The sequence below is a fragment of the Thermoproteota archaeon genome, from assembly GCA_003352285.1.
In the GTDB taxonomy this organism is placed as follows: Archaea; Thermoproteota; Nitrososphaeria; order Nitrososphaerales; family Nitrosopumilaceae; genus PXYB01.
In genome coordinates, this window is record QQVN01000005.1 from 398,953 (window position 1) to 424,891 (window position 25,939).

General features: G+C 36.0%; 29 protein-coding genes and 1 tRNA gene. 10 read left to right on the forward strand and 20 right to left on the reverse strand.

The genetic code is table 11. From position 1 onward, the window contains the following. Complete coding sequence (locus DWQ18_08560) at window positions 1-204, reverse strand: hypothetical protein (GenBank protein ID RDJ33192.1); 204 nt, start codon at window positions 202-204, stop codon at window positions 1-3. 98 nt (window positions 205-302) lie between these two features. Between DWQ18_08560 and DWQ18_08565 the strand changes: the two genes are divergently transcribed. Genes DWQ18_08565 through DWQ18_08580 form a run of 4 tightly spaced genes read left to right on the forward strand, consistent with a single transcriptional unit; the run spans window position 303 to window position 2,905 of the window. Next, entirely contained in the window at window positions 303-1,223 is a 921-nt protein-coding gene (locus DWQ18_08565; protein RDJ33193.1) for a branched-chain amino acid transaminase, read from the forward strand. Next, the gene (locus tag DWQ18_08570; GenBank protein RDJ33194.1) at window positions 1,220-2,155 is read left to right on the forward strand and encodes a gfo/Idh/MocA family oxidoreductase; all 936 of its coding nucleotides are present in this window, start codon (window positions 1,220-1,222) and stop codon (window positions 2,153-2,155) included. The genes DWQ18_08565 and DWQ18_08570 overlap by 4 nt, the downstream gene beginning before the upstream one ends. Then, window positions 2,152-2,421 (forward strand): Trm112 family protein, encoded by a 270-nt coding sequence (locus DWQ18_08575; protein ID RDJ33195.1) that lies wholly within the window; start codon window positions 2,152-2,154, stop codon window positions 2,419-2,421. The genes DWQ18_08570 and DWQ18_08575 overlap by 4 nt, the downstream gene beginning before the upstream one ends. A 7-nt stretch (window positions 2,422-2,428) precedes the next feature. Then, on the forward strand, window positions 2,429-2,905 hold the full coding sequence (locus DWQ18_08580) for an N-acetyltransferase (GenBank protein RDJ33196.1): 477 nt from the start codon (window positions 2,429-2,431) through the stop codon (window positions 2,903-2,905). Window positions 2,906-3,115: 210 nt separating this feature from the next. On the opposite strand, the gene DWQ18_08585 is transcribed toward DWQ18_08580, so the two are convergent. The 5 genes from DWQ18_08585 to DWQ18_08605 are packed head-to-tail and all read right to left on the reverse strand — an operon-like array spanning window position 3,116 to window position 9,055. Further along, a complete protein-coding gene (locus tag DWQ18_08585; GenBank protein ID RDJ33197.1) occupies window positions 3,116-3,346 on the reverse strand; it encodes a hypothetical protein in 231 nt (76 codons plus the stop codon). Further along, window positions 3,343-4,335 carry a UDP-N-acetylglucosamine-1-phosphate transferase gene (locus DWQ18_08590; protein RDJ33198.1) on the reverse strand — a complete coding sequence of 331 codons (993 nt, stop codon included), beginning with the start codon at window positions 4,333-4,335 and terminating at the stop codon, window positions 3,343-3,345. The genes DWQ18_08585 and DWQ18_08590 overlap by 4 nt, the downstream gene beginning before the upstream one ends. Beyond that, complete coding sequence (locus tag DWQ18_08595) at window positions 4,336-6,462, reverse strand: RNA helicase (GenBank protein ID RDJ33199.1); 2,127 nt, start codon at window positions 6,460-6,462, stop codon at window positions 4,336-4,338. Beyond that, complete coding sequence (locus DWQ18_08600) at window positions 6,459-8,537, reverse strand: ATPase (protein ID RDJ33200.1); 2,079 nt, start codon at window positions 8,535-8,537, stop codon at window positions 6,459-6,461. Before DWQ18_08600 ends, DWQ18_08595 begins: the two co-directional genes overlap by 4 nt. A gap of 2 nt (window positions 8,538-8,539) precedes the next feature. Then, on the reverse strand, window positions 8,540-9,055 hold the full coding sequence (locus tag DWQ18_08605; GenBank protein ID RDJ33201.1) for a hypothetical protein: 516 nt from the start codon (window positions 9,053-9,055) through the stop codon (window positions 8,540-8,542). Between the two features lie 139 nt (window positions 9,056-9,194). On the opposite strand from DWQ18_08605, the gene DWQ18_08610 reads away from it, so the two are divergent. Continuing rightward, on the forward strand, window positions 9,195-10,136 hold the full coding sequence (locus DWQ18_08610) for a replication factor C small subunit (GenBank protein RDJ33202.1): 942 nt from the start codon (window positions 9,195-9,197) through the stop codon (window positions 10,134-10,136). A gap of 1 nt (window position 10,137) precedes the next feature. Here DWQ18_08610 and DWQ18_08615 read toward each other — a convergent pair. Together DWQ18_08615 and DWQ18_08620 are read right to left on the reverse strand one after the other, a co-directional pair. Beyond that, window positions 10,138-10,221 (reverse strand) — tRNA-Ser (locus tag DWQ18_08615). Between the two features lie 86 nt (window positions 10,222-10,307). Next, complete coding sequence (locus DWQ18_08620) at window positions 10,308-10,844, reverse strand: ferredoxin family protein (GenBank protein ID RDJ33203.1); 537 nt, start codon at window positions 10,842-10,844, stop codon at window positions 10,308-10,310. Window positions 10,845-10,978: 134 nt separating this feature from the next. On the opposite strand from DWQ18_08620, the gene DWQ18_08625 reads away from it, so the two are divergent. Then, window positions 10,979-11,644 (forward strand): translation initiation factor IF-6, encoded by a 666-nt coding sequence (locus DWQ18_08625; protein ID RDJ33456.1) that lies wholly within the window; start codon window positions 10,979-10,981, stop codon window positions 11,642-11,644. On the opposite strand, the gene hisS is transcribed toward DWQ18_08625, so the two are convergent. The 3 genes from hisS to DWQ18_08640 form a co-directional block, all read right to left on the reverse strand. Beyond that, on the reverse strand, window positions 11,635-12,918 hold the full coding sequence (hisS, locus tag DWQ18_08630; GenBank protein RDJ33204.1) for a histidine--tRNA ligase: 1,284 nt from the start codon (window positions 12,916-12,918) through the stop codon (window positions 11,635-11,637). The two genes, DWQ18_08625 and hisS, sit on opposite strands and share 10 nt — an antisense overlap. A gap of 57 nt (window positions 12,919-12,975) precedes the next feature. Continuing rightward, window positions 12,976-13,338: a hypothetical protein gene (locus DWQ18_08635; GenBank protein RDJ33205.1), complete on the reverse strand. Its 363-nt coding sequence runs from the start codon at window positions 13,336-13,338 to the stop codon at window positions 12,976-12,978. A 69-nt stretch (window positions 13,339-13,407) separates the two neighbouring features. Then, complete coding sequence (locus DWQ18_08640; GenBank protein ID RDJ33206.1) at window positions 13,408-14,451, reverse strand: hypothetical protein; 1,044 nt, start codon at window positions 14,449-14,451, stop codon at window positions 13,408-13,410. A 96-nt stretch (window positions 14,452-14,547) separates the two neighbouring features. On the opposite strand from DWQ18_08640, the gene DWQ18_08645 reads away from it, so the two are divergent. From DWQ18_08645 to DWQ18_08655, 3 genes are all read left to right on the forward strand, one after another. Next, entirely contained in the window at window positions 14,548-14,964 is a 417-nt protein-coding gene (locus DWQ18_08645; protein ID RDJ33207.1) for an archease, read from the forward strand. 34 nt (window positions 14,965-14,998) lie between these two features. Next, the gene (trxA, locus tag DWQ18_08650; GenBank protein RDJ33208.1) at window positions 14,999-15,409 is read left to right on the forward strand and encodes a thioredoxin; all 411 of its coding nucleotides are present in this window, start codon (window positions 14,999-15,001) and stop codon (window positions 15,407-15,409) included. Window positions 15,410-15,518: 109 nt separating this feature from the next. Continuing rightward, window positions 15,519-16,163 carry a hypothetical protein gene (locus DWQ18_08655; protein RDJ33209.1) on the forward strand — a complete coding sequence of 215 codons (645 nt, stop codon included), beginning with the start codon at window positions 15,519-15,521 and terminating at the stop codon, window positions 16,161-16,163. A gap of 50 nt (window positions 16,164-16,213) precedes the next feature. Here the strand turns inward: DWQ18_08655 and DWQ18_08660 are convergent, their stop codons facing one another. The 4 genes from DWQ18_08660 to DWQ18_08675 form a co-directional block, all read right to left on the reverse strand. Continuing rightward, the gene (locus tag DWQ18_08660) at window positions 16,214-16,864 is read right to left on the reverse strand and encodes a superoxide dismutase (protein ID RDJ33210.1); all 651 of its coding nucleotides are present in this window, start codon (window positions 16,862-16,864) and stop codon (window positions 16,214-16,216) included. Window positions 16,865-16,924: 60 nt separating this feature from the next. After that, complete coding sequence (locus DWQ18_08665; protein ID RDJ33211.1) at window positions 16,925-18,358, reverse strand: peptidase; 1,434 nt, start codon at window positions 18,356-18,358, stop codon at window positions 16,925-16,927. Between the two features lie 96 nt (window positions 18,359-18,454). Beyond that, window positions 18,455-18,703, reverse strand: coding sequence for a hypothetical protein (locus tag DWQ18_08670; protein RDJ33212.1), 249 nt, complete (start codon window positions 18,701-18,703; stop codon window positions 18,455-18,457). Between the two features lie 62 nt (window positions 18,704-18,765). Further along, on the reverse strand, window positions 18,766-19,026 hold the full coding sequence (locus tag DWQ18_08675; GenBank protein RDJ33457.1) for a hypothetical protein: 261 nt from the start codon (window positions 19,024-19,026) through the stop codon (window positions 18,766-18,768). Window positions 19,027-19,305: 279 nt separating this feature from the next. Here DWQ18_08675 and DWQ18_08680 point away from each other — a divergent pair, with 279 nt between their 5' ends. Next, complete coding sequence (locus DWQ18_08680) at window positions 19,306-19,734, forward strand: hypothetical protein (protein ID RDJ33213.1); 429 nt, start codon at window positions 19,306-19,308, stop codon at window positions 19,732-19,734. 211 nt (window positions 19,735-19,945) lie between these two features. On the opposite strand, the gene DWQ18_08685 is transcribed toward DWQ18_08680, so the two are convergent. From DWQ18_08685 to DWQ18_08705, 5 genes are all read right to left on the reverse strand, one after another. Beyond that, the gene (locus DWQ18_08685; GenBank protein ID RDJ33214.1) at window positions 19,946-22,249 is read right to left on the reverse strand and encodes a PAS domain S-box protein; all 2,304 of its coding nucleotides are present in this window, start codon (window positions 22,247-22,249) and stop codon (window positions 19,946-19,948) included. Beyond that, a complete protein-coding gene (gene urtA / locus DWQ18_08690) occupies window positions 22,246-23,583 on the reverse strand; it encodes an urea ABC transporter substrate-binding protein (protein ID RDJ33458.1) in 1,338 nt (445 codons plus the stop codon). The genes DWQ18_08685 and urtA overlap by 4 nt, the downstream gene beginning before the upstream one ends. Before the next feature lie 185 nt (window positions 23,584-23,768). Next, on the reverse strand, window positions 23,769-24,413 hold the full coding sequence (locus DWQ18_08695) for an HAD family hydrolase (GenBank protein RDJ33215.1): 645 nt from the start codon (window positions 24,411-24,413) through the stop codon (window positions 23,769-23,771). Window positions 24,414-24,481: 68 nt separating this feature from the next. Then, on the reverse strand, window positions 24,482-25,369 hold the full coding sequence (locus DWQ18_08700; GenBank protein ID RDJ33216.1) for a hypothetical protein: 888 nt from the start codon (window positions 25,367-25,369) through the stop codon (window positions 24,482-24,484). 76 nt (window positions 25,370-25,445) lie between these two features. Continuing rightward, window positions 25,446-25,922, reverse strand: a complete 477-nt coding sequence (locus DWQ18_08705; protein RDJ33217.1) for a hypothetical protein — start codon at window positions 25,920-25,922, stop codon at window positions 25,446-25,448. Window positions 25,923-25,939: the final 17 nt, after the last annotated feature.

Genomic DNA, 25,939 nt, shown 5'->3' on the forward strand with positions numbered 1-25,939 from the left:
TTACTTTGATTTTTTTGATTTTTTCCATCTATCCATATTAAACATGGCAAAGCTAAGCATGAAAAAAATAATCATTGCTATTCCAGTCACATATGCATAGTTGAATTCATCCCCAGGATGATTCTGTTCATGATAATAGTTTATTCCAAATGTTGCAATTAACAAAAAAAGTCCAACAAATGAAAATTTCCTATGAGTTTCCAAGAATTACTATTTTTTTATTAGGTATATGAACTAAGAATTCTTTATTTTCCAAATTATTTATGGAAATAGATTAATTATGACCAAATCCTCGAATTGATGTGAAATTTTCTAATTCAAAATTTGTTTGGTTTGATGGAAAGTTAGTCTCCATAGATAAAGCAAAAGTTCCTGTCACAACACATGCAATTCATTATGGAACATCAGTATTTGAAGGAATTAGAGCATATTGGAATTCAGAAAACCTGTTTATTTTTAGACTAGATGAGCATGTAAAACGATTTAGAAATTCTGGTAAATTTTATTCCATGTCCTTGAATTATTCTGATGGAGAGATCAAAAAAGCAATCATCAATTTATGCAAAAAAAACAAGATGAAAAAATCCTGCTATATTAGACCGTTTTACTTTATTGGTCAGTATGGAATCAATTTGCATGTTACAAAAAATGCACCAACACACCTTGCAATCTTTATGTTTCCATTTGGAGATCTGTTTAACAAAAACGGCATTACCGCTGGCGTGTCATCAAAGAGAAAATTCTCTGATGCATCAACTCCAACTCAAGCAAAGATGGGAGGAAACTATCTAAACTCAATCATCGCAACACAAGAAGCAAAGAAAAAAGGATTCGATGAGGCGATTCTTCTAGATTTGGAAGGAAATGTAAGTGAGGCACCTGGAGAAAATATCTTCATAGTTAAACGAGAAAAGATGTACACTCCACCAATTAGTTCATCAGCCCTTAATGGAATTACCAGAGATGCAGTTCTAAAAATTGCAAAAGATAGTGGTTACAAAGCATCAATCAAGAAATTCAACAGGAATGAATTGATCAAGGCAGATGAGATTTTCCTTACAGGAACTGCAGCAGAGATAACACCAATAATCAAAATTGATCGAAAAAAAGTGGGAAACGGCAAAGTAGGACCCATCACAAAAGCCATAATGTCAGAATATACGGATATTGTAATGAATAGAAAGAAGAAATATTCACACTGGTTAACGGCGGTATACCAATGAGAGTTGCACAAATTGGAACCGGAGGATGGGGCAAAAACCATGCGAGAATTCTCTCACAGTTAGGCGTTCTTGTTGCAATTTGTGATGCCGACAAGCAGAGATGCAAGGAGTTTGGAGAAAGATACTCTGTTAACCAATACGACTCTGTTGACTCATTGTTATCTTCAGAAGATTTTGATGCAGCTGTAATCTGTACACCTACATCAACACATGCAAAGATTGCCACGCAATTGATTCAAGCAAAAAAACATGTTTTCGTTGAAAAACCCATGACGTATCTCTCAGAAGAAGGCGAAGATCTCATGAAACTTGCTGAAAAAAATAAAGTTCTTCTCACCTGCGGGTACATTGAGAGATTCAATCCAGCAGTAGGAATTGTGAAAGATTTTGTTAAATCAAAAAAATACGGAGAATTAGTTATGCTAGAATTTCATAGAGAAAATAGGATGCCCTTGCATATCAAAGATGTAGGAATTATCTACGATACATCTGTTCATGATATTGACACTGCCATGTGGCTTTTTGATGATACCCCTGAAGTAATTTTTGCAAGAGCAGGAAAGATAAGACACGAGCATGAAGATTTTGCTTCAATAATGCTTGGATTCAAAGACAATAAAGTTGCAATAATATCATCAAACTGGATTACACCAACCAGAGTCAGAACTTTCAATGCAGTATGTACTGATGCAATAATTTCATCAGACTTTATCACACAAGAAGTAAAGATTGAAACAAATAATGATACAGAAATTCCTCGCAATGAAAAAAAGGAGCCGCTGTTACTCGAGCTTCAAACATTTTTGGGAGCAATTGAAGGGAAAAACGAGTTATTAGTAAAAGCACAGCATGCTGTTAACGTTACAAAGATTGCAGAAGCGGCACTTTTATCTAGTCAGAAAGGAACCCCGATTTATCTCGATTTAAAATGAAAAAAAGTATGCTGGATATCTTAGCATGTCCAATTGACAAACATTTTCCACTTGAACTGCTAGAGTGTAAATCAAAAACAGAGATAGTTGAGGAAGGAGTATTGTACTGCACAAAATGCTCGAGATTCTATCCAATTATAGAAGAGATTCCAATAATGTTACCTGATGAATTACGTGACAAAAAACAAGATATGGAATTTTTGAAAAATAATAAGGATAAACTTCCTGAAAAAATAATTAAGCAGGCATCACCATGGCACTTGTGAAGCGTTTTTGGTAACAAATCATATTTCTCAAAAAGCAAAGATTGGAAAAAATGTAAGCATCTGGCATTTTTCGTATATTGGAGACAATGTAGAGATTGGAGACAATGTCAAGATTGGTTCCCTTGCACATATTGACTATAACGTAAAGATTGGAGAAAATACAAAGATCGAAGGACTTGCTTACATTCCGCCTTTATCACGAATTGGAAAGAATGTGTTTATCGGACCAAATGCTGCATTAACAAATGATCCATACCCAATGTGTGATAAAATGATTGGAGTTACTATTGAAGATGGTGCAATAATTGGTGCACGTGCCGTGATTAAGGCAGGTGTCACGGTAGGAAAGAATAGTGTTGTTGCAATGGGAGCAGTAGTAACCAAGGATGTTCCTCCAAATTCAGTAGTTGTTGGAGTTCCAGCTAAAGTAAAGTACTCTAGAGAAGAGTATGATAAAAAACAAAAAGATTGGTTGGAATCTTAGTTAATGTAGTTTTTCAAGTTTATCGAGTCGCTTTTCAATTTCGATTAGCTTGTTGATGATAATGATGTGTGTCTTTTTTGCATCAATTCCAACTGGGCTATCAGGACTAGTAATTGCTTGTCCGATTTCTTTTTTTGCGTTCTCATCAACTTCTAAATTCATTTCTCATCTGTAAATGCCCACATTCTAGACATATACTTTTGCAAAGATTTAGCTACTGATCTGTTTTTGAAATATCCATTTTTTGAATTTTGATAAAACATAAACCCACAGTACAACAAGAATTATTGCAACAATTGCCTTTATTCCAGAAGATATTACTTGGTTTAATTCCCCATATCCAGATATCGATATAGGTCCAAGAACTGTGATCACTATTCCTCCTCCAATTAATAACAAAACCCACATTGCAAAGATAAAGATGTAAAGTGATTTATTCAAAATTTGATCACCGTCAAAAAGGCGCTTATCACTGCCAGAATGCCTGAAAAAATTGCCAGTTTGAATATTTCATAGCCAACTTGCTTCTCAGATAATGGCTTGTCCCCAAGAATTAGTCGAACCAGTGTAACTGGAGCATCCTTTTCAGTAGTTGCCTTGAGTTTAAAATCATCAGTATGTGTAACAGGTTTTGCTTTTATCTGTCTGTGCTCGACAATTCTCTTCATGCTGGAGAGAAACAAAAATGAGTTAATTACAGCTGGTAGCAAAGCAATTGCTGCTATAATTTCAACTCCACCTACAATTGCAATTGCACCATACATTGCACCAAGTGTCAGTGCTCCTGAATCACCTGGAAAAATTTTACTTGGAACTTTATGATACCTGTAAAATGCAAGTGAGACAAAACCTAACGGCAAACTAATCAAGGCTACCTCATAGTTTTGAACTATTACCAACGAGATTGTTAAAGCAAAGCTTGCAATGGTCATAAAACCACTAGCAACTCCGTTTAACACATCAATTGAGTTGATTGTGTTTCCTGTAATGGGAATCATTACAATTACTACTGCAAGGTATAGTGCAGGAATTACAGCATCACCAAAAATTGGAAAAGATAGATTTGAATCATATGCACCAAAGAGAATTATCGGTACTGCAGAAACTGCAAGTGCAATGGGTTTAAACCACCCACCCATTACCTTTCTATCATCAATCATTCCGACAACAAAGGCCATGCTAGTTGTAGCAATTACTGCAAGAATTTCATTCATTTGTAAGAATGCATACAGTGTAAATTCTGCTGCAAGAATTCCTGCAATGAGTGCAGGACCACCGGGTCTAACCACCATTATTTCGCCAGGTTTGTTAAAGTCTTTTACAGTCATCTTACGCTTTTCAAGGGCTTTGATTAAAAATGGAGTCACTACAAAAACCGTAAAGAAAGCAACTACCGATGTAATTATTCCTGGAATTATTAGCTCAGACAATTATCTACCTTTCCGTAATTGAGACTTTATGTTATCTGCAAGTGTTGAACCAATTTTATCAATCTCTGCCAATTTTTTAACAGGAATTGCAGCCAAATCATCAAGGTTTTTGATTCCAGTATTGTATAGTTTTCTTGCACGAATTCTTCCAATACCCTTGATCTTTACAAGGTCAAGAAGCTCCTCACGAATTCCATAGACAATACGCTTTCGAAGTGAATCTAATTCATCAAGTAAATCCGGACGCTCCATCTGCTTTGCAAGCTCCCTCAAGCAATACACTAACCAGTTTGATGTCTCAACCATTCTGTGCATATCTCCTGATTCAATCTTTAGATTATCAGATAATGAGACCTCCGAAGATTCTGTTATCCATGATTGTAGGGCCAATAAACTTCGGTTGCAGTCATACTCAGATATTGGTTCCAATAATTCAGAGGAATGATTTTCAATCATAAGACTAGCAGTCTCATAGTCCTTGTTTCGCAATGCAAATTTTGGGAAAAACTCTTCACTGTTTGATACAAGATGTAAAAATCCAAACGTATGATTTCTTTCTTCTGAAACATTTTCTAATGCTTTTCTAAAGTAGGATGCAGTTAATGGGTCAATGTACAGCTTGGAAACTTTTTTTCCAAAATCAGTTGCAGCATATCTATCACCTTTTTTAATTAAAAATCCCTCGTGAAGTAGATATCTTGTTGCAATATCAATTCCAAATTTCATTGTAGACTTTCTTGATTGTAATCCCCCTAATGTTTGCAAAAAGAATTCAAGAATCTCTTCCTTTTTAATTCCTGGAGTTGTAACAACTACGCTAAGCAGATGAATTCGTAAAGCCTTATCATCTGTAATCTTTGATTCTATTGGTTCAGGTTCTCCACGAATGTAATACTCGATTAATTCATCAGTGTTTGATTTTCCAACGATTATTGCTTCACCAAACTCATCATATTGAGGCCTACCTGCTCGTCCACAAAGCTGTTTGTATTCTAAAACGCTAATTGGCTTGTTTGCTCCAATCTTTGCATTATATCTTGCAATGTTTGATATTACAACTCGTCGTGCAGGAAGATTTACTCCTGCTGCAAGAGTGGGAGTTGAGGAAAGTAATTTGATTCGTCCACTACGAAATTCATTTTCAATTATCTCTCTACAATTTTGATTTAATCCTGCATGGTGAAATGCAACTCCCTTCTTGACTAACTCAGCTAGAGTCTTTACTAGTGCAGTGTTTTCATTATTGCTCAGTATTTTTTTTGATGTCTCCTCTAGAATTTTTTTCTCAGATTCTTGCAGATACCGCGAAATAATTTCAGATGCTTTGGCAGCCAATGATGCAGATCTGGTTCTAGTTTCAGCAAATACCAAGGATTGGCCTCCATCCTTTACAGATGCTGCACCCAAGTCAATAGGTGCACCACGAATGGTTGATTCTACCTCAAAAAATCTCCCATCACCCATAGTCACACTTCCTCCATCATAGACTCCTTCAGATAGTGGAACTGGTCTCCATGAATTTTCAACTAGAGTGCATCCAAGCCATTTTGCAATCTCATCAGCATTAGTTATGGTAGCACTGAGACCTACAATCTGGGGTTTGTTCTCTAAAAGTTTGAGTTTTGTTAGAACCATTTCTAGTGTAGGTCCTCTGTCCTGGTCCCCAATCAAATGGACTTCGTCAGCAATAACTAAACCAACATCATCAATCCATTCAGCACCATGTCTAACTAGTGAGTCCATCTTTTCATTTGTTAGAACCAAGATGTTTCCTTTCTCTAGATTTTGATCAACTGATTCAAAATCTCCAGTGGAGATCATCACCTTTGTTTTACCCATGTTTGAAATCTTTTCAATTTTTTTAAACTCGTTAAATTTTTCAGAAGCAAGTGCACGAAGTGGGCTCAGGTAGATTATTTTTCCATTATTCTCAAGCAGATATTTTATCATTGCAAGTGTTGCAATCAGAGTTTTTCCACTGGCAGTTGGTGCAGAAACTAGAATGCTCTTTCCATCTAAGAGACCTGCCTTGATCGTATCTGATTGGGGAGGGTAAAGCTCCTTGAATCCTTGTTCCTTGAAAAAATCAATTATTGGTTTTGGAAAATCTAGCTCTGATATCTTCATACTCGGTTATAGTGACCGGGTTTTGATTCATAAATAGATGCTTCGCGAAGCATTCTTCTAATGTAGTTTCTTGCTTCCTCCTCGGTAAATTTACCTGATTTTTCAAGCTCCTTTACAAAGAGTTTTTCTTCTACTGCTGTCTTGTTTTCGCCTTCCAAGGATTTTAGAACATCCATGAAGAGTTGCATCTTTGATACTTCACTTCTTGGTCTTCCTTGTAACACACCTAGATCAACTTTACCGGTGTTTACATCTACCCCAGCATCTTGAAGCATGCTTTGAATTAGGAAGATTGCTCTTTCTGCATCTTCGCCGTCGGCTTGATCTTTCATTAATAGTCTAGCTCGTGCAGTAGTCAAACGAATTAGTCCCTCAAGCTGTCTTGGGGTAACAGTAATCATCTCTTCAGAGTCAACATTTCTCATCTTCATATAGTACTCTAGAATCTTTTCTTCAGCATCTTTAGTTAAAACAGGATCAACTCGCTTAGAGTATGCAAGATATTTTGTCAGGATATCAACATCAATCAGAGAGCGATTCTCAACACCTGTAGGAGTGTGAAGATCAATGATATGTTGTGCAATGGTACGATCCCTTTCTTTTGATGGAATGTCTCGTACGACAAATATCAGATCAAATCTTGTCAAAAGAGGAATTGGGAGATTTACATTTTCAGTGATATTTTTGAATGGATCATATTTTCCATACATTGGGTTTGCAGCTGCAAGAATTGAAGTTCTAGCATTTAGTGTTGCAACGATTCCTCCTTTTGCAATGCTTGCAGATTGTTGTTCCATGACTTCATGTAGTGCACTGCGGTCCTCAGGTTTCATCTTATCAAACTCATCAATGCATACTAGTCCTTGGTCTCCAAGTACAACTGCTCCTGCCTCTAACATCATAATTCCACTCTTGTCTCTAACAACTGCTGCAGTAAGACCTGCTGCAGTAGAACCTCTACCGGAGGTGTAAAGACCTCTTGGTGCAATTCTAGCACAGAATTTTAGCATCTCACTTTTTGCAGTACCTGGATCTCCGACCAAAAATACGTTAATGTCACCACGAATCTTACTTCCATCACCTAGTAGTCTTTGAGTAGAGCCAACTACTAGAAGCAAGATTGCTTCTTTGATAAGCATCTGACCCTGAATGTGGGGGGCAAAAGAGTCCACTAGTCTTTGATAGATATCAGGATTTCTTGCCAAAGATTTGATAATTTTTTCTTCTTCTGGTGAAATCTCTTCTCTTTCTGATTTTCTAGAGGTCTTTGAGCCACGGCCTCCAAGAAATTCAATGTTGTTACCATCAATTCTTAATCTATACAAACCACTGTTTACCTTGCTTACTCCAGCAATTGGTTCTTGCTCAATTCTAACAATTCCAGTAAGGATGATTCTATCACCAGGTCTTGCGTTATCAACCAGGTCTTGCTTTATTGCCACATCAATATAGTGAGGAAGCTGACCAGGTGGAAGGTCTTCAGGAAGTTCTTGTAATCTTAAGATTTGAAAGTCTATGAATTTGCTAGTTTCAGGTTCAATGTCAAGTTCTCTATGTGTACACTTGGGGTCACTGCATTTGTTTGGAGTATTAACACTCATTCCTTTTAGTAGAATGATTTGTGTAAGGTGACCATCTGGACATTTGTAGATTAATTCTCTTGCAAGTGGCTTTACTTCGGAGGACCTAACTACCATTCCTGAGACACTTGTCATTCTGTTAATTACTTCGGCATTGATTTGTCTAAGGCTACGCTGAACTGGATAGTTTACAATACGTGCCCTAATGTCATCTTTTATCTTTTCAGCATATTTTGAAAATCTTTCTTGAAGTATTTCCTTTATTGCGCGAGCAAATGCAGATAGAATTTGATCTGGATGCTCATTGAACCTTGAATCAATTTCTGGAAAAGAGACAAGATCGTTGTAATCAATTACGATAAATTTGGAATTCTTTGGCATCATGCCATCAATCTGTTCTACATACTTGAAAGAGCCAGATTTGTCTTTGAATTGTACAAGAAATGACTTTACCATGTCTGCTAGTGCAGATTCTGTCATCTGTTGAGTTTCCATCGTCAATTCAAATCACCTAAAATTTGTTTTGTGAATTCTTCGCTGATATTATGCAGGTTATTATAGAATTCCCTCTCCTCGACTGTCATCTTTTTTGCAAGATCAGCAGTCAGCTTAGAAGAATCTGCCAAATGAATAATTTTTCCGTGTCTTTTTCTAACAAGTGTGTTTAGCATACTTTGAACTTTGTCAAAGTCTGATTCGTTTAGTCTTTTCATGTATGCCTTTAGCTTTATGTAAAAATGTGGTTCTAGTGTAGAAATCTCAAATGCTCCCTGAACATTTTCTTTAACAATTGCTTGTTTTAGCTCAACTACCATGTCAGTATCTTGAATTTGGCCTAGCTTCTCTTTCTCCAACACAGATGCAACCCATCGTGGAATGTTGAGCATCTCGCCTTGATTTCCAGTAACGTTTACTCCAGCCACATCAAGTTTTAGATCTTGCAATAGGCTGACCTTTACGTCCTCTAGCTCAAAGGAGGTCCTGTGCACCTTTTCAAGGGATGCTGTGTTCATGAGATCAATTTATCCCGGTTTGAACTTGATGTATCGGATCGATCAATTCTGTTTACCAAAAGGTCAGATCAATTGATCCTGTATAAATCGTTTTTATGCGGGTAAGAAAATCATCAGATCGATGGCTAGTTCTCATTTTATGTGGGTGGAAAAATACAGGCCAACAAAGCTATCTGAGATAGTAGATCAAAAAGAGATCATCGGTAGTCTTACTTCTCTTTTAAAAAATCAAGATGAGATGCCACATTTGCTATTTTCAGGATCTGCAGGTATTGGCAAGACCACTGCAGCAGTCTGTATATCACGACAAATTTTGGGAGAGCATTGGAAGGATTACACACTTGAGCTAAATGCCTCAGATGAGCGCGGCATAAACATGGTAAGAGATAGGGTTAAAAAATTCTCAAGATTTGCAGGATTGGATTCTCAGATCCCATTTAAGATAATTATCTTGGATGAGGCAGACGAGATGACATCAGATGCCCAGACTGCATTGCGCAGAATCATTGAAGATACTGCAAAATATTGTAGATTTATTCTAATTGCAAATAATATCTCAAAGATTATTGCACCGATTCAAAGTAGGTGTGCAGTATTCAAATTTACATCAATTCCAGAAAAAGACGTAATTGATCATCTAAAGGTTATAGCAAAGAAAGAAAAGCTAAAGGCAGACGAAAAGGGTCTAAAGGCAATTTGTGATTATGCAGAAGGAGACATGAGACATTCAATTAACTTGTTGCAGGCAGCTGCTAGTTTGGGTGATATTACTGAGGAGCATGTAAAGGGTGCTGCTGGACTTTCAAAGACAAAAGATGTCAGTGACATTCTAAAGCTTGCATTGGATGGAAAGATTTCAGAGGCAAGAGACAAGATGGTAGAGCTTGTGAAAGTATATGGCATGTCAGAATCAGATTTTCTAAAGTACATTAACGCTGCAGTCTTTAAGACAAAGAATGACAATCTAGGTGAAATTCTTGAGGTAATTGCAAAATATGATTATCGATTACTTATGGGATCTAATCCAGAGATCCAATTGTCAGCACTTTTGGCTGAGCTTAGCAAGTTTGGAAAAAAGTAAGCGCAGAGAGAGGGATTTGAACCCCCGGGTGATTGCTCACACAGGCTCTCAAGGCCCGCGCCCTACCGAGCTAGGCGACCTCTGCGAACTTCGATGATAACAACTGATTAAAATTTGTTAAGAACGCATAACGTAACAGTAGATCAAAAAGAAAGAAAGAAAGATGTTGTTTTAGTCGTGTGCGTGTGGATTAGCAGTTCCTGCTTCCATCTTGACGAAGGTTCCAGCTGCTTTCTCATGTGCTTCCAAGTTAGATTGATCAACTTTGATAGCTTGAGGAGGACAGACTGAGACGCAAGCCATACACCAGATACAATCATGTTCTCTGATTGGATCTGCTTTGTCAGTGTAATCCTTACGTTCTTCTTTTACAGAACTTCCAGTACCCTCAAAAGTTTCACCAATGACTTTGTTGGCTGGAATATCTTTTTCAGTTCTGTACCATTGGAAAACTTGTACTGGGCAGGCTTCGATGCAAGCACCGTCTGCTACACAAGAATCCCAATCGACTGCGACCATTGTTCCGCTGACACCTAGTGGCTGAAATTTTTCACCACGGGCCTTGTAAGCTGCTTGAACTTCCTCGTTAGATGAAGTTTCTGCGTCGCCTCTACCTGGACCCCACATGAAGTGAAAGTGTTCACCGTCTGCGTGATTAATTTTTCCGATTGGCTTTAGACCTTCTGGAAAATTTTCTGCAATTGGCATGATACACTTTTTGTCAAATAATATTTAAACCTAGACAAACTTAGTCGCCACTAAATTTTCAGATCGCTGAAAATCAGAAATTATAACACCGTTTTTTCCTTACGTTCATATCTTTTTAGAAGATGTCTGATTTGTTGGATATTTACAAATACGATATTTATCGTGGCCCAAACATTGGAATTTACACCAAGACAAATGACAGTTTTGTCTTTTTACCAAATGGGTTTACAAAAGAAAAATCAGATACGCTTGCAAAATATTTGAAAACAGAAGTTCTAATCACATCAATTGCAAACACAAGATTGATTGGAATTATGATGGCATTAAACAATAATGGAATTCTTTTACCTAGTACAGCATCAGAGCATGAGCTGCAATTTTTGAAAAAAGAGACAGGACTTAATGTAGAAATTTTAGATACAAAACATAATGCATTGGGAAACATGATTGCAACAAATGATTCAGGTGCAATTGTTTCACCATCTATACCAAAAGAGTCTTTGAAAAAAATTCAAGATGTGTTAGGAGTAGAAGTTTTACAAAAAAGAGTGGCAGGATATCACCAAGTCGGTGCGATGTTGGTATCAACTAGTCATGGTGGCATCATTCATCCAGAAACAGATGATGAGGACATTAGAATAATATCAAATGTGTTAAAGACAGAGATAGAGCCTGCAACTATTAATGGAGGAATTCCATTTGTGGGTTCCGGCGTTCTAGCAAATAACAATTCAGTCGTAGTCGGTTCATTTACCAGTGGGCCTGAAATAATGATGCTCACAAGAGCATTTCAAAGTTGAAGAAAAGATTTTGGATTCGATACTAATTCATCTAGATTAATTTTAGATTCATTTCCATCTTTCATATTACGTAGTACAATTTTTTTCTCTGCAAATTCGGCAGGTGCGACAATAATACTAAACATGGATTCAGATGCTGCATCCATCTGTTTTTTTAGCTGTCGGCCAACAAGATCCACAAGTGTAGGAATTTTTGCTTGTCGTAGTTTTGATGCAAGATTCATTGCATGAGGGAGCATCTCATCATTTACATATAAAACCGAAACTCTGGGTGGATTTTGTTTATTTTCAATTCCTTGATCCTTCATAGTGAGAATTATTCTCTCCACACCTCCTGCAACACCAGTTGCACCAATATCATTTCTTCCAAATGCTTCCGTTAATGCATCGTATCTTCCTCCACCTGCCAATGCACCAAGATCTGAAGAGTCATCAAATACTTCAAAGACAGTACCGGAGTAATAATCCAGTCCGCGAACTATTCCAAAATTAATTCTAATATTTGATATCCCTCTATTGTGTAAAGAATTCCACAGTCGCTTAAGATAATCCCATGATTCAATAGAGGAGACGTCTATTTTTTTCTCAATCTCTTCAGGGTTACCCTTGATACTGGCAAAATCAAGTAGTTTTTGAGTAAATTGATGACCAAGGGATTCTTCGTATTCTTTGATTAGTTCATCACGGGATTTTTTTGCTACTTTGTCAATCAGTCTAAAGGAATCAGCAAGAATTTTGTCATCAACAAATGAGGATTTTGTTTGAGGTGTTTTTCTAACAAAAGATTCTACAAGCTTTCTATGATTAATTTCAATGACAATGTTTTTGAGTCCTAGTTTTTCAAAAAGTCTTGAAGTAAATTCTATTACTTCAGATTCAGATTCTAAGCTTGGTTTGCCAAATAATTCAATGTTCCATTGGTGAAAGAATCGATATCGTCCTTTTTGGGGTTCATCATAACGCCATACTCCTCCAAAGGAGCCAAGTTTTGCAGGAAGTTTCAATGATTTTTGTGATGCAACGTACCTTGTCAGTCCCACGGTGAAGTCAAACCGTAATGCAATCTCACGTTCCCCTTTGTCTTTGAAAAAATAAATCTCTTCACGAATAGCTGGACCAGACTTTGCCTCCAATGTGGAAAGGGATTCGATTGGAGATGGATCCATTAGTGAAAAACCGAAAATTTTTGCAGTTTCTATGAATTTTTCTCTTACATATTCTATTTGGGATAGTTCTTCAGGATCAAAGTCCTTCATACCTCGAGGTAGTTCCAAGTTATCATGTCATTTCATGATTATGATTTAAGACTTTGCTGTAATGTAATTTTCAATTCATTTGAGAAGATTTAACTCTGCCATGGTAATCTCACCAGATATTCTTACCTGTAGGTCATTGGCATCATGGAAAGTAATATTCTCATTTGGATTGTCAATTTTTTGCTTAATATCTAATATGTGTTCATCTACTTGACTCTGAATTTCATATAATGCTTTGAGATATTTCTCATCATCAATCTCACCCATGTAATATTGATTCATCTGCTTCTCTAGGCTTCTCTGAAGTTTGTAATTATCATCTGCTAGTTGTTTTTTTACTTCTAATACTTCATCATATGTGGTAGAGTCATAAAGAAAAACAAACAGCACAGAGCCTACTGCTGTCAGAATTAGTAGCATTAATGATACAGGGATCATTAAACAATTTTTGAGATAAACTCCATTTAAGAAACTAGATGTCCAGAATATACAGAATGGGTTGAGAGGCTAATCTACAATCATTTTCTTAATCAGTAATGAGCCAACTAATCCAAATATGGCACCTGGAACCATGGTTAATCCCCAGTATTGAAAAACAAGATTAGGATATAGGTGTAAAACATCATAAGCTAATACATCTGGAGACAATTCAAAGAGAAGAAAAGTCATAGTTACCAGAGGAAAACAGTAGACAAAGAACATTGAGCCTATAATTGCTCCAGATATATTTTCAGAGTATCTTATTCTCTTTTTAATAATAATTTCTGCAATCACTGATGCAATAATTGGTGCAGCGTACAACGGAATGTATTGGTAAAGTAATTCATTTGTAAGAATATCAGAAGTGATGTTTAGAAGAACTAGAGATATAATGGATAAAATCCCTGCCCCAAATCCAACAAATCTTACCGCAGAAAGAAATATCATAGAACCGACAAGTGGCAGCCCAAAAGATAATCCAACTGCGACGTATGGATCTGGATTAAAGTTGTGAGTATCCCCTTCAGAAATTGGAAGAGTAAACATGAAATTAAATGAAATTGAAATAAACCAAAAAACTCCAAAGGAAACCGGTAGAATAATTTTATAAAAATTGACGTTTCCACCAAAATGTATTTTCATTCTGGTAATTCCTATAACAGAACCTAATGCAACCATCATCATTCCAAGCAAAATGACAATATGAGTAGGACTAAGAAGTCCATCTATACCAAATGCCTCATGCCAGTAAAAATCTCCAGGTCCTGCAATCAATTGCAAAACAGCACCGATGATAATCATTTTTAGACCTAGTGAAACAGAGTTTTGTCGTATCTCTTTATTAAAAAATAAAATTCCTAATCCTAGAACTGCACCAATTACACTAACTCCGACTCCAGAATACAAAATCAAATGAGATGGAGTAAAGAAGGTATCTGGAATGTTTAGAAGATGAGAGGTAACATCCCAGCTGCCACCCCATATTGCTATGACAGAGCCAGACATGGCAATTAGAAACGAAATTAAAAGTAGATTTTGAGATTTAGAGTATTCTAGATTTCTAGATTCCATATTTTTACGCCTTTAAAGATCTGATTTAAGACTTGGGATTTGATTACATCATCCATCTTCCTATCTATTAATACTGCATAGTATTTTGAAAAGTAGTTGAGCTACAAATTCCTTGAACATGCAACAGATGCAATCATTGAAGTGACTGCCCAAAATTTGAATGAGGCATTTACTCAAGCAGGATTGGCAGTAGTCGACACTACACTAGATATAAAATCTGTTAAAGAAGAAGAGGAAAGATACATAGCTGTAGCTGGCTCCACCCTAGATTATCTCTTATTTGATTGGCTTGAGGCAGTAATTTACCAATTAATTACCGAAGGATTTGCAATCTGCAGATTTTCTGTAAAGATTACAAAAGAAGAATCATACACCCTAGAAGCGACAGTGTATGGAGAACAGATTGATTTGAAGAAGCATCACTTCAAAGTAGAGATAAAGGCACCAACATTTCATGAAATGGAAATAAAGCAAAATGATGAGATATACATGAAATTTTTGCTAGACCTGTAGATTATTTTATAATGGAATACGTTGTCCAAAATACATGGAAGATGAAGAGTTAGAGAAGATAAAGCAAAGAAAACTTCAAGAGATGATTTCTGCTCAAAAAGAGATGCAAGAACAATCTCAGGTAAGTGTTTTGGAATTAGATTCTACAAATTTTGATAGCACTATTGCTTCAAATAATCTTGTTTTGGTAGATTTTTGGGCCGAATGGTGTGGTCCATGCAAAATAATGCATCCAGTTTTTGAGAGAATGGCAAAAAAATATCGTGAAATTAAATTTGTTAGAGTTAATGTTGATTCAAACCAGCCTATTGCCCAGAAATTTGGTGTTCAGGCAATTCCAACTTTTATTATGTTTCAGGGAGGCCAAGAGGCAAAGCGCATGATGGGAGCAGTTGGTGAGCCTGGAATACACATGATTGCAAAAAAATTCTTAAGCATTAATTAAAAATCAGACAAATTCATCTGAAGTATCTACTTTTGTTGTAGAACTATACGTGTCTGGTTTACTTTCTTTAGCTTTGATAATTAAGAATAAACCATATGATTCATAGAAAATGGCTAATTTTGAGCAATCTTGGTCAAAACCACAATCACCCGGAATGGCTGATCAAATTCGTGGAACGATCAAAAAAGAAGGTCCGTTGAAGCCCAAAGTAGAAAATGCAATGAGAAAGATGTCTCAACCAATTGCAAAATTGGATTACATGTCAAATAAATTGGCAGAAAAAGACTCTAAACTTTTCAAACGCATTGTTGAGGCAAGACAGAGACATGATTTAGGGATGGCAAGAGCACTTGCAAACGAACTTGTCGAATTGAGAAAAAACGAGAAGAAAGTTAGCGGTATGCGTGTCGCTCTAGAACAAGTACAGCTTAGATTAACTACAGTAAACGAAGTTGGAGATGTTGTTGCATCATTACAGCCAGCATTAGAAACAATGCGTGTAATGGGCCCAGCTCTTGCAAAATTCATGCCAGAAGCAAGTGCAGAATTTGAATCAATGGGAAGTGCATTAGGCGGCATGATGTCCAATACATTTGAAGGATCATTTGATTCTGATGTTGGAACGTCAGCTGATACAGATGCAATATTGAGTGAGGCTTCTGCAGTTGCAGGTGCACAGATTGGTGAAAAATTCCCATCTGTACCGACTTCAATTCGTTCATCACTAGATGAATCATCTGCTGAAAGCTACTAAGAATTACTTTTTTTATTTTTTATATTCTAAAAAATCTCTAATGATATTGATTACCATGATGAAAACAATGCCTTTGCAAAGCTTTCTGCTCTTGAAAATCTAGAGTTTATCTCTTGCCAATCTACAACATTCCACCAGGCAGCAATATAGTCAGGTCTTTTGTTTTGATATTTTAGATAATACGCATGCTCCCATACATCCAATCCCAAAAGTGGAACAAGTTGCTCTATTACAGGGTTATCCTGATTTTCCATTGCTTTGTATTCAACATTTTTTGATTTTGGATTGTAAACAAGCCAGCCCCATCCACTTCCCTGGATTGTTGCAGTTTTATTAGAAAATTCTTCTTTGAATTTATCAAAACTTCCAAATGATTTGTCTATTGATTTTGCAATATTTCCATCTGGTTTTCCCCCTGCACCTGGTGCCATACTCTTCCAAAACATTTCGTGGTTAACATAACCACCACCATGAAAGTTTATCTTTCCGCGAATTTCTGGCTTAACTTGATCCAAATCAGCAAGTATTTTGATTACTCCTTGATCTTGATTTTCTTCAGACATGTCTTCCCAAGCATCATTTAATCCATTGGTGTAAGCCTGATGATGCTTTGTATGATGAATCTCCATAGTCTGAGCATCCAAATGAGGCTCTAGTGCATCATACGCATAAGGCATCTTTGGAAGCTTGTGTTCAACCACGATGATAATACGTCATACTTTGTTTTAAACCCGTTGAGAACAAAAAAGTATAGAATGTTTCTAGCTAATTGCAGTTTTGGGCTGTTCCCGCACTACAAATCCTCCTTCTGTATATTCAGGAGGAGGAATCTTCTTTGCACCGCCTAGACCAAGTGTCGTAATAATTACTGATGCCATGATTATTGTAAATACTATCTGCGGATAGGCCTCAGCATTAGGAAGACCCATAGTTAGAGGAAATGTTGCCAAGACTGCTGCTGCCAATCCACGTGGGATCATTATTGTAGTCACTTTCTTGTCAAGCTTTGAGAAGGAATTTGTTAGAGTCATCTTACTTAGAATAACTCTACCAATGTAAATTGCTACAGTTGCAATTATTCCAAATATGACATATTCTATATTTCCAAAGCTTGCTAATAGTCCTACAAAGACAAAGAAGAATGTTCTAACCAGGAATGTCAATTGATTATGCATGGAATCATTTGTGTCAATGTGTGGCATTTTGAATCGGAATAATTTTGCAAAACGATGCTTGTTTCCCACCATCAGGCCAAACACTAGTGCCGTTAATGCTCCAGATTCTCCATAATGATTTGCAAAGAAGTATAGTACAAACAAAATGCCCAAAGTAAGCATGTAAACGTGTTGACCTTTCATGAATTTGCTTGAAAGATACATCCAAGGCAATCCAACTCCTAGACCAAGGACTAATCCCACTGCAATTGAGCTTCCTATTGTATCACCAAGGGTTTGCATATCCAGCGTTCCAACAACTATTGCTCCAAACATTACAAATGCAACAATAGTGGCCAAGATGTCAGTAAGGGCAGATTCAAAACTTAGTAGAGATTTTGCTTTATCAGAGATCTTAAGATTTCTAACCAAGCCAAACACAATTGCAGAGCTGCTTCCACCAACAATAGAGCCAAGCAAAATGCTATCAAGCCATTCCCATCCAAATCCAAAGTGAGCTAAGGCAGCTACAATTCCTACAGATATTGCAAAACCTACAACGGATAATATTACTGCAAAATGCGCAGTCTTTGCCATACTCTTAAGATCAAGATTTAGACCTCCATCAAACATGATGATGATTAATGCAATGGCAGCAAAGTAGGGAACAATTTCAATTACTACATCAGGTTGGATTAATCCCAAAACGGGTCCTATGACAACGCCCAGAATCATCAAGAATGCAACATCTGGAATTCCTGTTTTTTTGAAAAATGCCTCACCTGAGACTCCTAGAAATATTGTCACACCTGCAGCAAGTAGTAAAACCGGGGCTGAAACGATAGAATCAGAAGCAAGAGAATGAACTATATTATTTATCCAATCTATTGCAGGTCCAATTACGGCAGTGCCAGATGATTCACCAGATGTGGGAAAAATACCACTAAGGTCTATTGAAAAATTACTGCCATCAATTTGTGGAAGAGATAATCCCCCGACATACTGATTAAGGATCTCTAGTATGCTTAGTACAAACTGCATCCGAATCAGTTTTAATTTAAAATTTGACTAATAGCAAACCGTGTCAAGAATATTTGATTCCGATGGGTCAAAAACAGTGCATTTAGTGCTAGGTCATTAGAAGTTCATTAGGCGCTGACGATATTCTAGGATCAGAGATTTTAACTGAGGCTTGTACTCAGAGATGAACTGTTTTACCATTGATTCACTTTCAATGTCTTCCATGTCTAACTGCATATCGTCAGGTAGTTGTGCATTCATAGAGTATAGTACTTTTATTGCATCTATAGGCTGCCCCAGATTCATGGCATAATCAAAGGCACGTTCCATTCTATCAATTACAGTATCAAATTCTTGTAGCGACATAGTGGAAAAATGTTTGATGAGATAAAAAAGGCAGGGTTATGGTATTATCTTGCTTATTTCGTTTAGTAGGTAACTTTTCGAATAAGGTGTGGTTCTTTTAAAAGTAAAATGTCATCATGCCTACTTGCCAAATTAACTCTCTTCAAATTTAGATTCGTTACAACGGTTAGTGCCTCACATCTTGTGCAGAGAAAGGTTTTACCACAAGAGATGTTTTCAGCTATGACATTTTCTTCTAGCCTATCGGATTTGTTACAGGTAGGACACAACCTAGGATCAGAAAGAATCGTAATGATTTCCTTAACGTAAAATGTTCTTGCCAATTTCAATACAGGGTTTTGTCCTACCATTAAGAGTTTACAAAAAGGCAGGCCACAAATTGCTCGCCATCCTATAATATTTCTCTGCCATGATACTATTCATGTCGCTAACAGTTCTAACCTGTTACCCCCAAAAGCCAGACATAGAGTCATTTCCTGGTGGAAGTGAGGCCAAAAACCCTCTTCCAACAGGAGTGAATGAACCTTGGATGGAAGTTGCAGGGTTATCATGGATTTTTCTTGAAGACGATTTCACTTAGAATACTATGAGGAGGTGTTATGATGAATAAAACTAGAAACATAATTCTAACATTGGTGCTTTCCTTAGGTTTGATATTTACTGGTTCTCATGTTACTGAAGCATATGCACTATCCACAGCAAAATATGTCAATACAGATGTTGCAATAAAAACTCAAGCAGATAGAATCAAAGATACTGTAGCAGTCAACAAAAAATTTGAAATGAAAAACATGATTCTTGAGGCAAACTTTGCAAAGTCAAAGGCCGATGCAAAGCTGACGCTAGACAAGGATTTGAAGAAGGCTTCCAGCAATACGGTAAAGATCAAAAAAGCTTATGAGAAATATGATGCAGAAATAACGAAAATCAAAAGCGCCTATGATAAGCAATTCAAACAGCTAAAATTTGATCATTACCAAGATCTTCAAAGTCTAAAAAAGATGTACTCTACCAAAATACAGTACTCCTAATCACTAATTTTTTCAAGTGATTTTTCTCATTTTATAGAAAACGATATTTATCATAAATTATTATACTCATACTAGTGGGTAATGATACGATAAAAATAAGATTCAAACTGAAGGGAGAATCAGAAATTAGAATAGAGACAATATCAAAAAATCAATTTGATAAAATAAAAAAATTACCAATAATGGAATTTTGTGAGATTTTTAAAGAGGACTAGAACGAGATCTCTTTTTCTTGGATTTCTGAAGTATTCAAAAATTCATTCCATTCTTTGTTTTTTGGAAGTTTGATAGTGAATTTTGTTTCTTTACCAACAATACTTGAAACAGAGATGGTTCCTCCGTGTTTTTCAATAATGTTTTTACAGCTTGGCAGTCCCAAGCCGGTTCCTACCTGTCTTGTAGTAAACAAAGGATCAAAGATTTTTGGAATTATTTCTGGTGGAATTCCTGGTCCAGTGTCTTTGACTTCAATTAAGACAAAATCTCCTCTATCAGATATTTCCTTTCCAGTTACAGTTATTGCTCCTTTTTGTCCACCTATAGCTTGAATAGCGTTCATGAACAAGTTTACAAAAACTACTTCGAGTTTTTCTGAATCACAATGAATTGTAATGGATTCTAAAGGAGGATGTATTGTTATGTGTTCTGGTACATGAATCCTGTCTATGCTATCGGAAACTATCTGCGATAAGTAGTGATCTTTCTTTGTCAACGGAGTATTTCTTAGATAATCCAATACGTCTTCAATCTGATGTTGCATTCTATCAATTGCTCTGTTGACTCTAGTCCATTGTGAATTTTCATGTTCATCCATTTTTCCTTCTCGTTTGAGAATTAACATCTCGACAGTGTTTTTTAAAACACTGAGTGGGTTTCTCATATCGTGTGCGATTCTAGCTGTCAGCTCTCCAATTACAGAAAGTCTCTTCATTTGTAGTTCTTCAATAACTTTTTGAGCACTTCGAATATCAGAAATATCACGAATCACAGTGTTGCTTCCAACCAAATTTCCTTTTTCATCATGCAGATTAGATGCTGAAAGTAATCCCGGAAAAGTTGTACCATCACGACGTTGAAAAATCATTTCTTGATTAACTACTTCACCATCATTTTTCCAAAGTTCAAATGATCTTCTAATGTCTGGAATACTATCCTTGGAACAAAAATCAAATATTGATTTGCCAATGACTTCATCTCTTTCATATCCAAATGCTCTTGCATATGGAATATTGCAATCAGTGATTATTCCTTCAAGATTTATTGTTCTATTCAAACCAGGTGACTTTTCATACAAGTCTTGATATTTTTTTACTGCAGATTCATGTAGAGATTGTGATTCCTTTAGGGAATTTACCATTTTATTAAACGATTTAGCTAATGCGCCAATTTCATCATTAGTTGCAGGTAGGTTTACATCAAAATTGCCACTTTGAACCTGAAGTGTCGCCTGTTTGAGATTTTTTATTGGTCTCACAAGGTGGTTAGTAAAAACAAGAGAGCCGCCAATTACAGAGATGAGGATTAAAGATATTGCAGAGGTTAGAATTATTTGTAAATATTGGATTTCATAAAAGGCTTCATCTTTGCTAATTTCAACAACATAGTACCAATCAGTTCCAGAAATAGGAGTAATTGAGCCTACAACATTTTTCCCAAGATAGTTATTGTATCCATCAAGATTCGAAGTTTTTCCTTCTGATAATCCGCTCAAAATTTTTGATTTATCACCTGTTTGTGGATCAATCATTTGAATTTCAAGCTCGGGTCTGTTGTTAATTGAATCAATGAGTTGTTTTGTGGGATTTGGTTTTGATAGCATGAATCCTTCCGAATTAATTACAAATGTATCAACAGTACTATAATCATCGATTAAGCTTTTCAGGCTTGGATTCATTTCAAAAACATTAATTCGAATAGTTAGAATTCCTTCTAAGCCGACTTCCCCACGAATTGGTGCAGAAATGAATAATGTTGGAACTCCAACTTCATAAAATCCATATTCATTTTCGATTGCTCCTTCAGATGGATGAATATCACTTGCAGAGATAATTCCTTGTTTTGCGAGTATGAAGTGTTCTTGTGTATTTAGATTGTAACTAATGGGTTCAATGCCTGTAAAAAATAATATTTTGTTTGTGTGTGGATCAGTAATCATAATTTGAGAGAGCCAATTATAATTGTTAATTAGTACATCGGCTTGTCTTTCCAATACAAATTGAGAATCAAAAAAGTCAGTCGAATGTGGATCAGAAATACGTAATTGCTTTGTATTCAAGATAAAGAGCTGATTTGTGGCAATGTTTTCAGTATTTGACTTTCGCTCATTAATCCATTTTTCAACATTTTGTGCACCAATTCCCGATATAGAGTTTAACTGATTCTTTAAGGAGTTAGTTTCATTGTTTATCTTTTCAACATAGAATGAACCACCGATTAGTGCAATCGGAATTAAGCTTAGAAGTAGCATTAGAGAAATTAATTTTTTTGAGTAGCTAAAAGAACCGAATATCATCATACATCATCCATTTCTACGATCCCAGGATTTGCCCAGTTTCCATCCCATTTCACATACAAATCGTTTAGAAATTCATCCCATTCAGATTTAGAATGATAATCTGGGTATGGAATTGGCCTTATAGGATCTTCTGAGCTTGCAACTATTTTGAATTGCCCATTATCTAGAATCTGACCAATTCGAATTACTTTGGCCAAATGTTGGTTAGTTGGATCTATGCCAACTGTTCCCTCAGGTGCAGATAAGGTAAGGCCCTTTATTGCATTTCGAACATTATGTAAACTCGTTGTTTCTGCCTTTTCAACGGCCTTTGCATAAAGGAAGATTCCATTGTATGCAGCCTCCATTGGATCATCCGTTACACGGTCTTGTCCATATTCATTCTTGAAGCTTGTAACAAAATCCCTATTTGATTCATTTTCTAAACTTTGAAAATAATTCCATGAAGCATAATCCCCTTTGACATATTCAGCTCCAATGTGTCGTATTTCGTCTTCCGCAATACTAAATGAAATTGTTGGAATGTTTTCAGAAGTTAAACCGTTATTTCGTAAGGTTTTAAAAAAATAGACATTACTATCCCCATTAATTGTATTTAATATGACGCTTGGATTGGTTGTAGAAATTTTTTCAATGACATCATCAAAGTTTTTTTCTCCCAGTAGTTTGTATTCTTCTCCAACAACTTCTCCACCAAGTTTCTCAATCTGATGTTTAATTATCTCATTTGCACTTCTTGGAAAGACATAATCAGAGCCAACCAAGAAAAATCTTTCTCCCAAGTTTTGGTGTGCCCAAATTACTGCAGGTATAACTTGTTGATTTGGTGCTGCACCTGTATAAACAATGTTTGGTGATTGTTCAAGTCCTTCATATTGTACTGGATAAAACAAAAGGTGATCATATTTTTCAATTACAGGAAGCATTGTTTTTCTGCTTGCAGATGTCCAACCACCAAAAATTACATCGACTTCTTCTTGTACAATGAGATGTTCTGCTTGATTGGCAAACGTATTCCAATCGGATTGTCCATCTAAAACTATAGGAGTGACTTTTCTTCCAAGAATTCCACCCCGATCATTGAGTTGTTTTATTGCTAACAGTGTAGAATCAACAACTGGTTTTTCACTAATTGCCATGGTTCCTGTTAAGGAATGAATGATTCCAATCTTTATTGGATCATCTTCAATAATTGGAACACTGTATGACTTTGGCTGATATTCGATTAGTGTTTCTTGGAAATACTGTTCATTGTTTAAATTGTAAAGTGACAATGCAGTTGCTGCAAGGATGAATACTCCAATAATGGCAATTGTTGCAAGAACTTTATCCATAGTAAAAAATGGCTTGTTTCTAAGAAATAATTTGTTTGTTTGAATCAAACATACCTACTAGATTTAGATTTTTTATTGAGATAGGACATGAGGGGGAGTCTTTTGCCCCCTCATGTAATAACATGACTTGATATGTATGCTATAATCAAATGATATTTTACCATACCAATCCTTTTGCGGTATGCCTAAACTTCTTTCTCTTTAGGAAAAACTATCTTCAATAATTCAGTAGGAGAGTCAATGACATGTTCGGGATTTTCTTTTATCAAGGCTTCCTTGGTATTGTATCCCCAGGCCACTCCAATAGTGTGTATCTTTGACTTTTTTCCAGCAGTAATATCCCTGACTTCATCGCCTACAAAGAATACTTGATTAGGGTTCAATTTTTTATCATGAAGAATTTTTTTGATAATTTTGTGTTTGCCAAAAACGCTTGGACCCGAATAAAAGAAATCAAAGATATCCAAGTTATTACCTTGTAGAAATTTTTGAACATTTGATTCAACGTTGGTAGTAAGGATGCCTATCTTACATCCCCGCTTTTTTAATTCCAATAGAGGTTCACGAAGCTCTAAAGGAGGTTTCAGATAGGCTATTTGATTATTGATCTCCTTTCTTGTTTTTCTTACAACAAAAGGTAGTTTAATCAAAGATATTCCAAGATGTCGAAGAATTTTTCTGGGTCGTTTTCCACGTAGATATTCAATTTCATCATCTTTAATTTTCTTAAAATGAAACTCGTCGGATAATTTGTTTAATATCTTGATTATTACATCAAGGGTATCAGCTATAGTTCCATCAAAATCAAAGATTACAGTTGGATTTGACAATTCTTAGGCCCCAGTCTCCCTGAATAAATGTCAACAGATTTGTGTATTAAAAGTGGATGGCTTGAGAATTATTGAGTCCATCCAAAACTAATCAGTCTGGATATACTATTTGGTTTTACGCATGCAGGCTCATTGCTTGGAGTAAAAATGAGTTCAAGTCCTTCCCTACAAACAACGTCTTCAGGTTCTACACCGGCATCAATTTGTTTTAAGGGAGGTAGATTAGAGTATACCTCGTCTTCATGTTCTGATTGTACAGATGGAATTCCTGAAAGTTCTTCAAATTCGTAAATTATTGCATCTAAAATATTTTCAACATCTGATGGATCTGCATTCGAATCAAAGTGTTCCCATGCCTCAGAATATAATTGGTTTAATCGAGAAGAGTCAATTGGATCCAAAGTATCTGCCATGTCATCAAAAATTTGTTGTGAGCGCCAAACAAAGGATGAGCCGTCTTGGAATTCAGCCATTTCCTTAATAGTTCCATCCTCTACTGCTTCGTGGTATTCTACCTTTGCAGTTTCTAGCAAGCCATTGATTAATTGCATTTTAAATTCTGATTCTTGAGAAAGTTCTTGACCAACAACAAGGTCTCGTGCTTCTTGGATGATTTCTTTTGCCTCATCAATTGCAATTTGTGCATCTTCACGAGTGACATCAGTATTTGCTTTGTTTTGCAAATCCATTAGTGTCTCTTGTAGCTTTGCATCAAAGTCAGGATTTTCAGACAGATGTTCTTGCATTGTATCATATAATTCAGATATTGGGTGAGTGGCATGAACTAAAGCTAACTTTGAGTTTTTTTCATCCAAGTTTAACTCAAGTGCCCAGAAATGTCCCAGGGTTTCTTCTAATGTTCCTGCAAATTCAAATTTTGCATCTCTATCAGAATCTCCGAAAGCAGAAGGTATTGTAATTAATAATAACAATGGAATAGTTAAGAGAAATTTCATTACGACATTGAATTTACGGTTTAATTTAAAATGTTTTTGTTACTTTAGACTAGTATTCTATCATCCTAGAATGACTCTAGTCGTAATAATTTACAATATCTAAGATATGTTTTGCATCTAATGATTCAGCAGTAATTTCATTTGATTCCAAGTTAACATTCCATACAAATTCCCTAGATTCCTTATACGTATCAAAGGTAAGAGTAACATCGAAATTATTCTCTCCCTCTGAAGGCATCACGCTAAAGGAGATCTTTGTGTCTTTTTTATCATAGATTTTTTCATCTGAGTAATCATCATCAATCTGTTGTTTTAGTGCATCAATCACTGTCAGTCCCTTTTGATTTGGTCCATTATATGACATCACAGTCCTAAATGCCTGCTCTTCGTTTTGTGGTAAATTTTCTGGATAGAATTTTTCTAAATTGCTTTGTGTTAGCTCTGGAACTACAAAGATAACAAACAATCCAATTAATCCAAGATAGATAGGAGCACGCTTTTTTAGAAATTCTTTGAATGATTGTTTTTTTGGTTGCTCTTTATCCTTGACCATATGATACTCCCAAATAG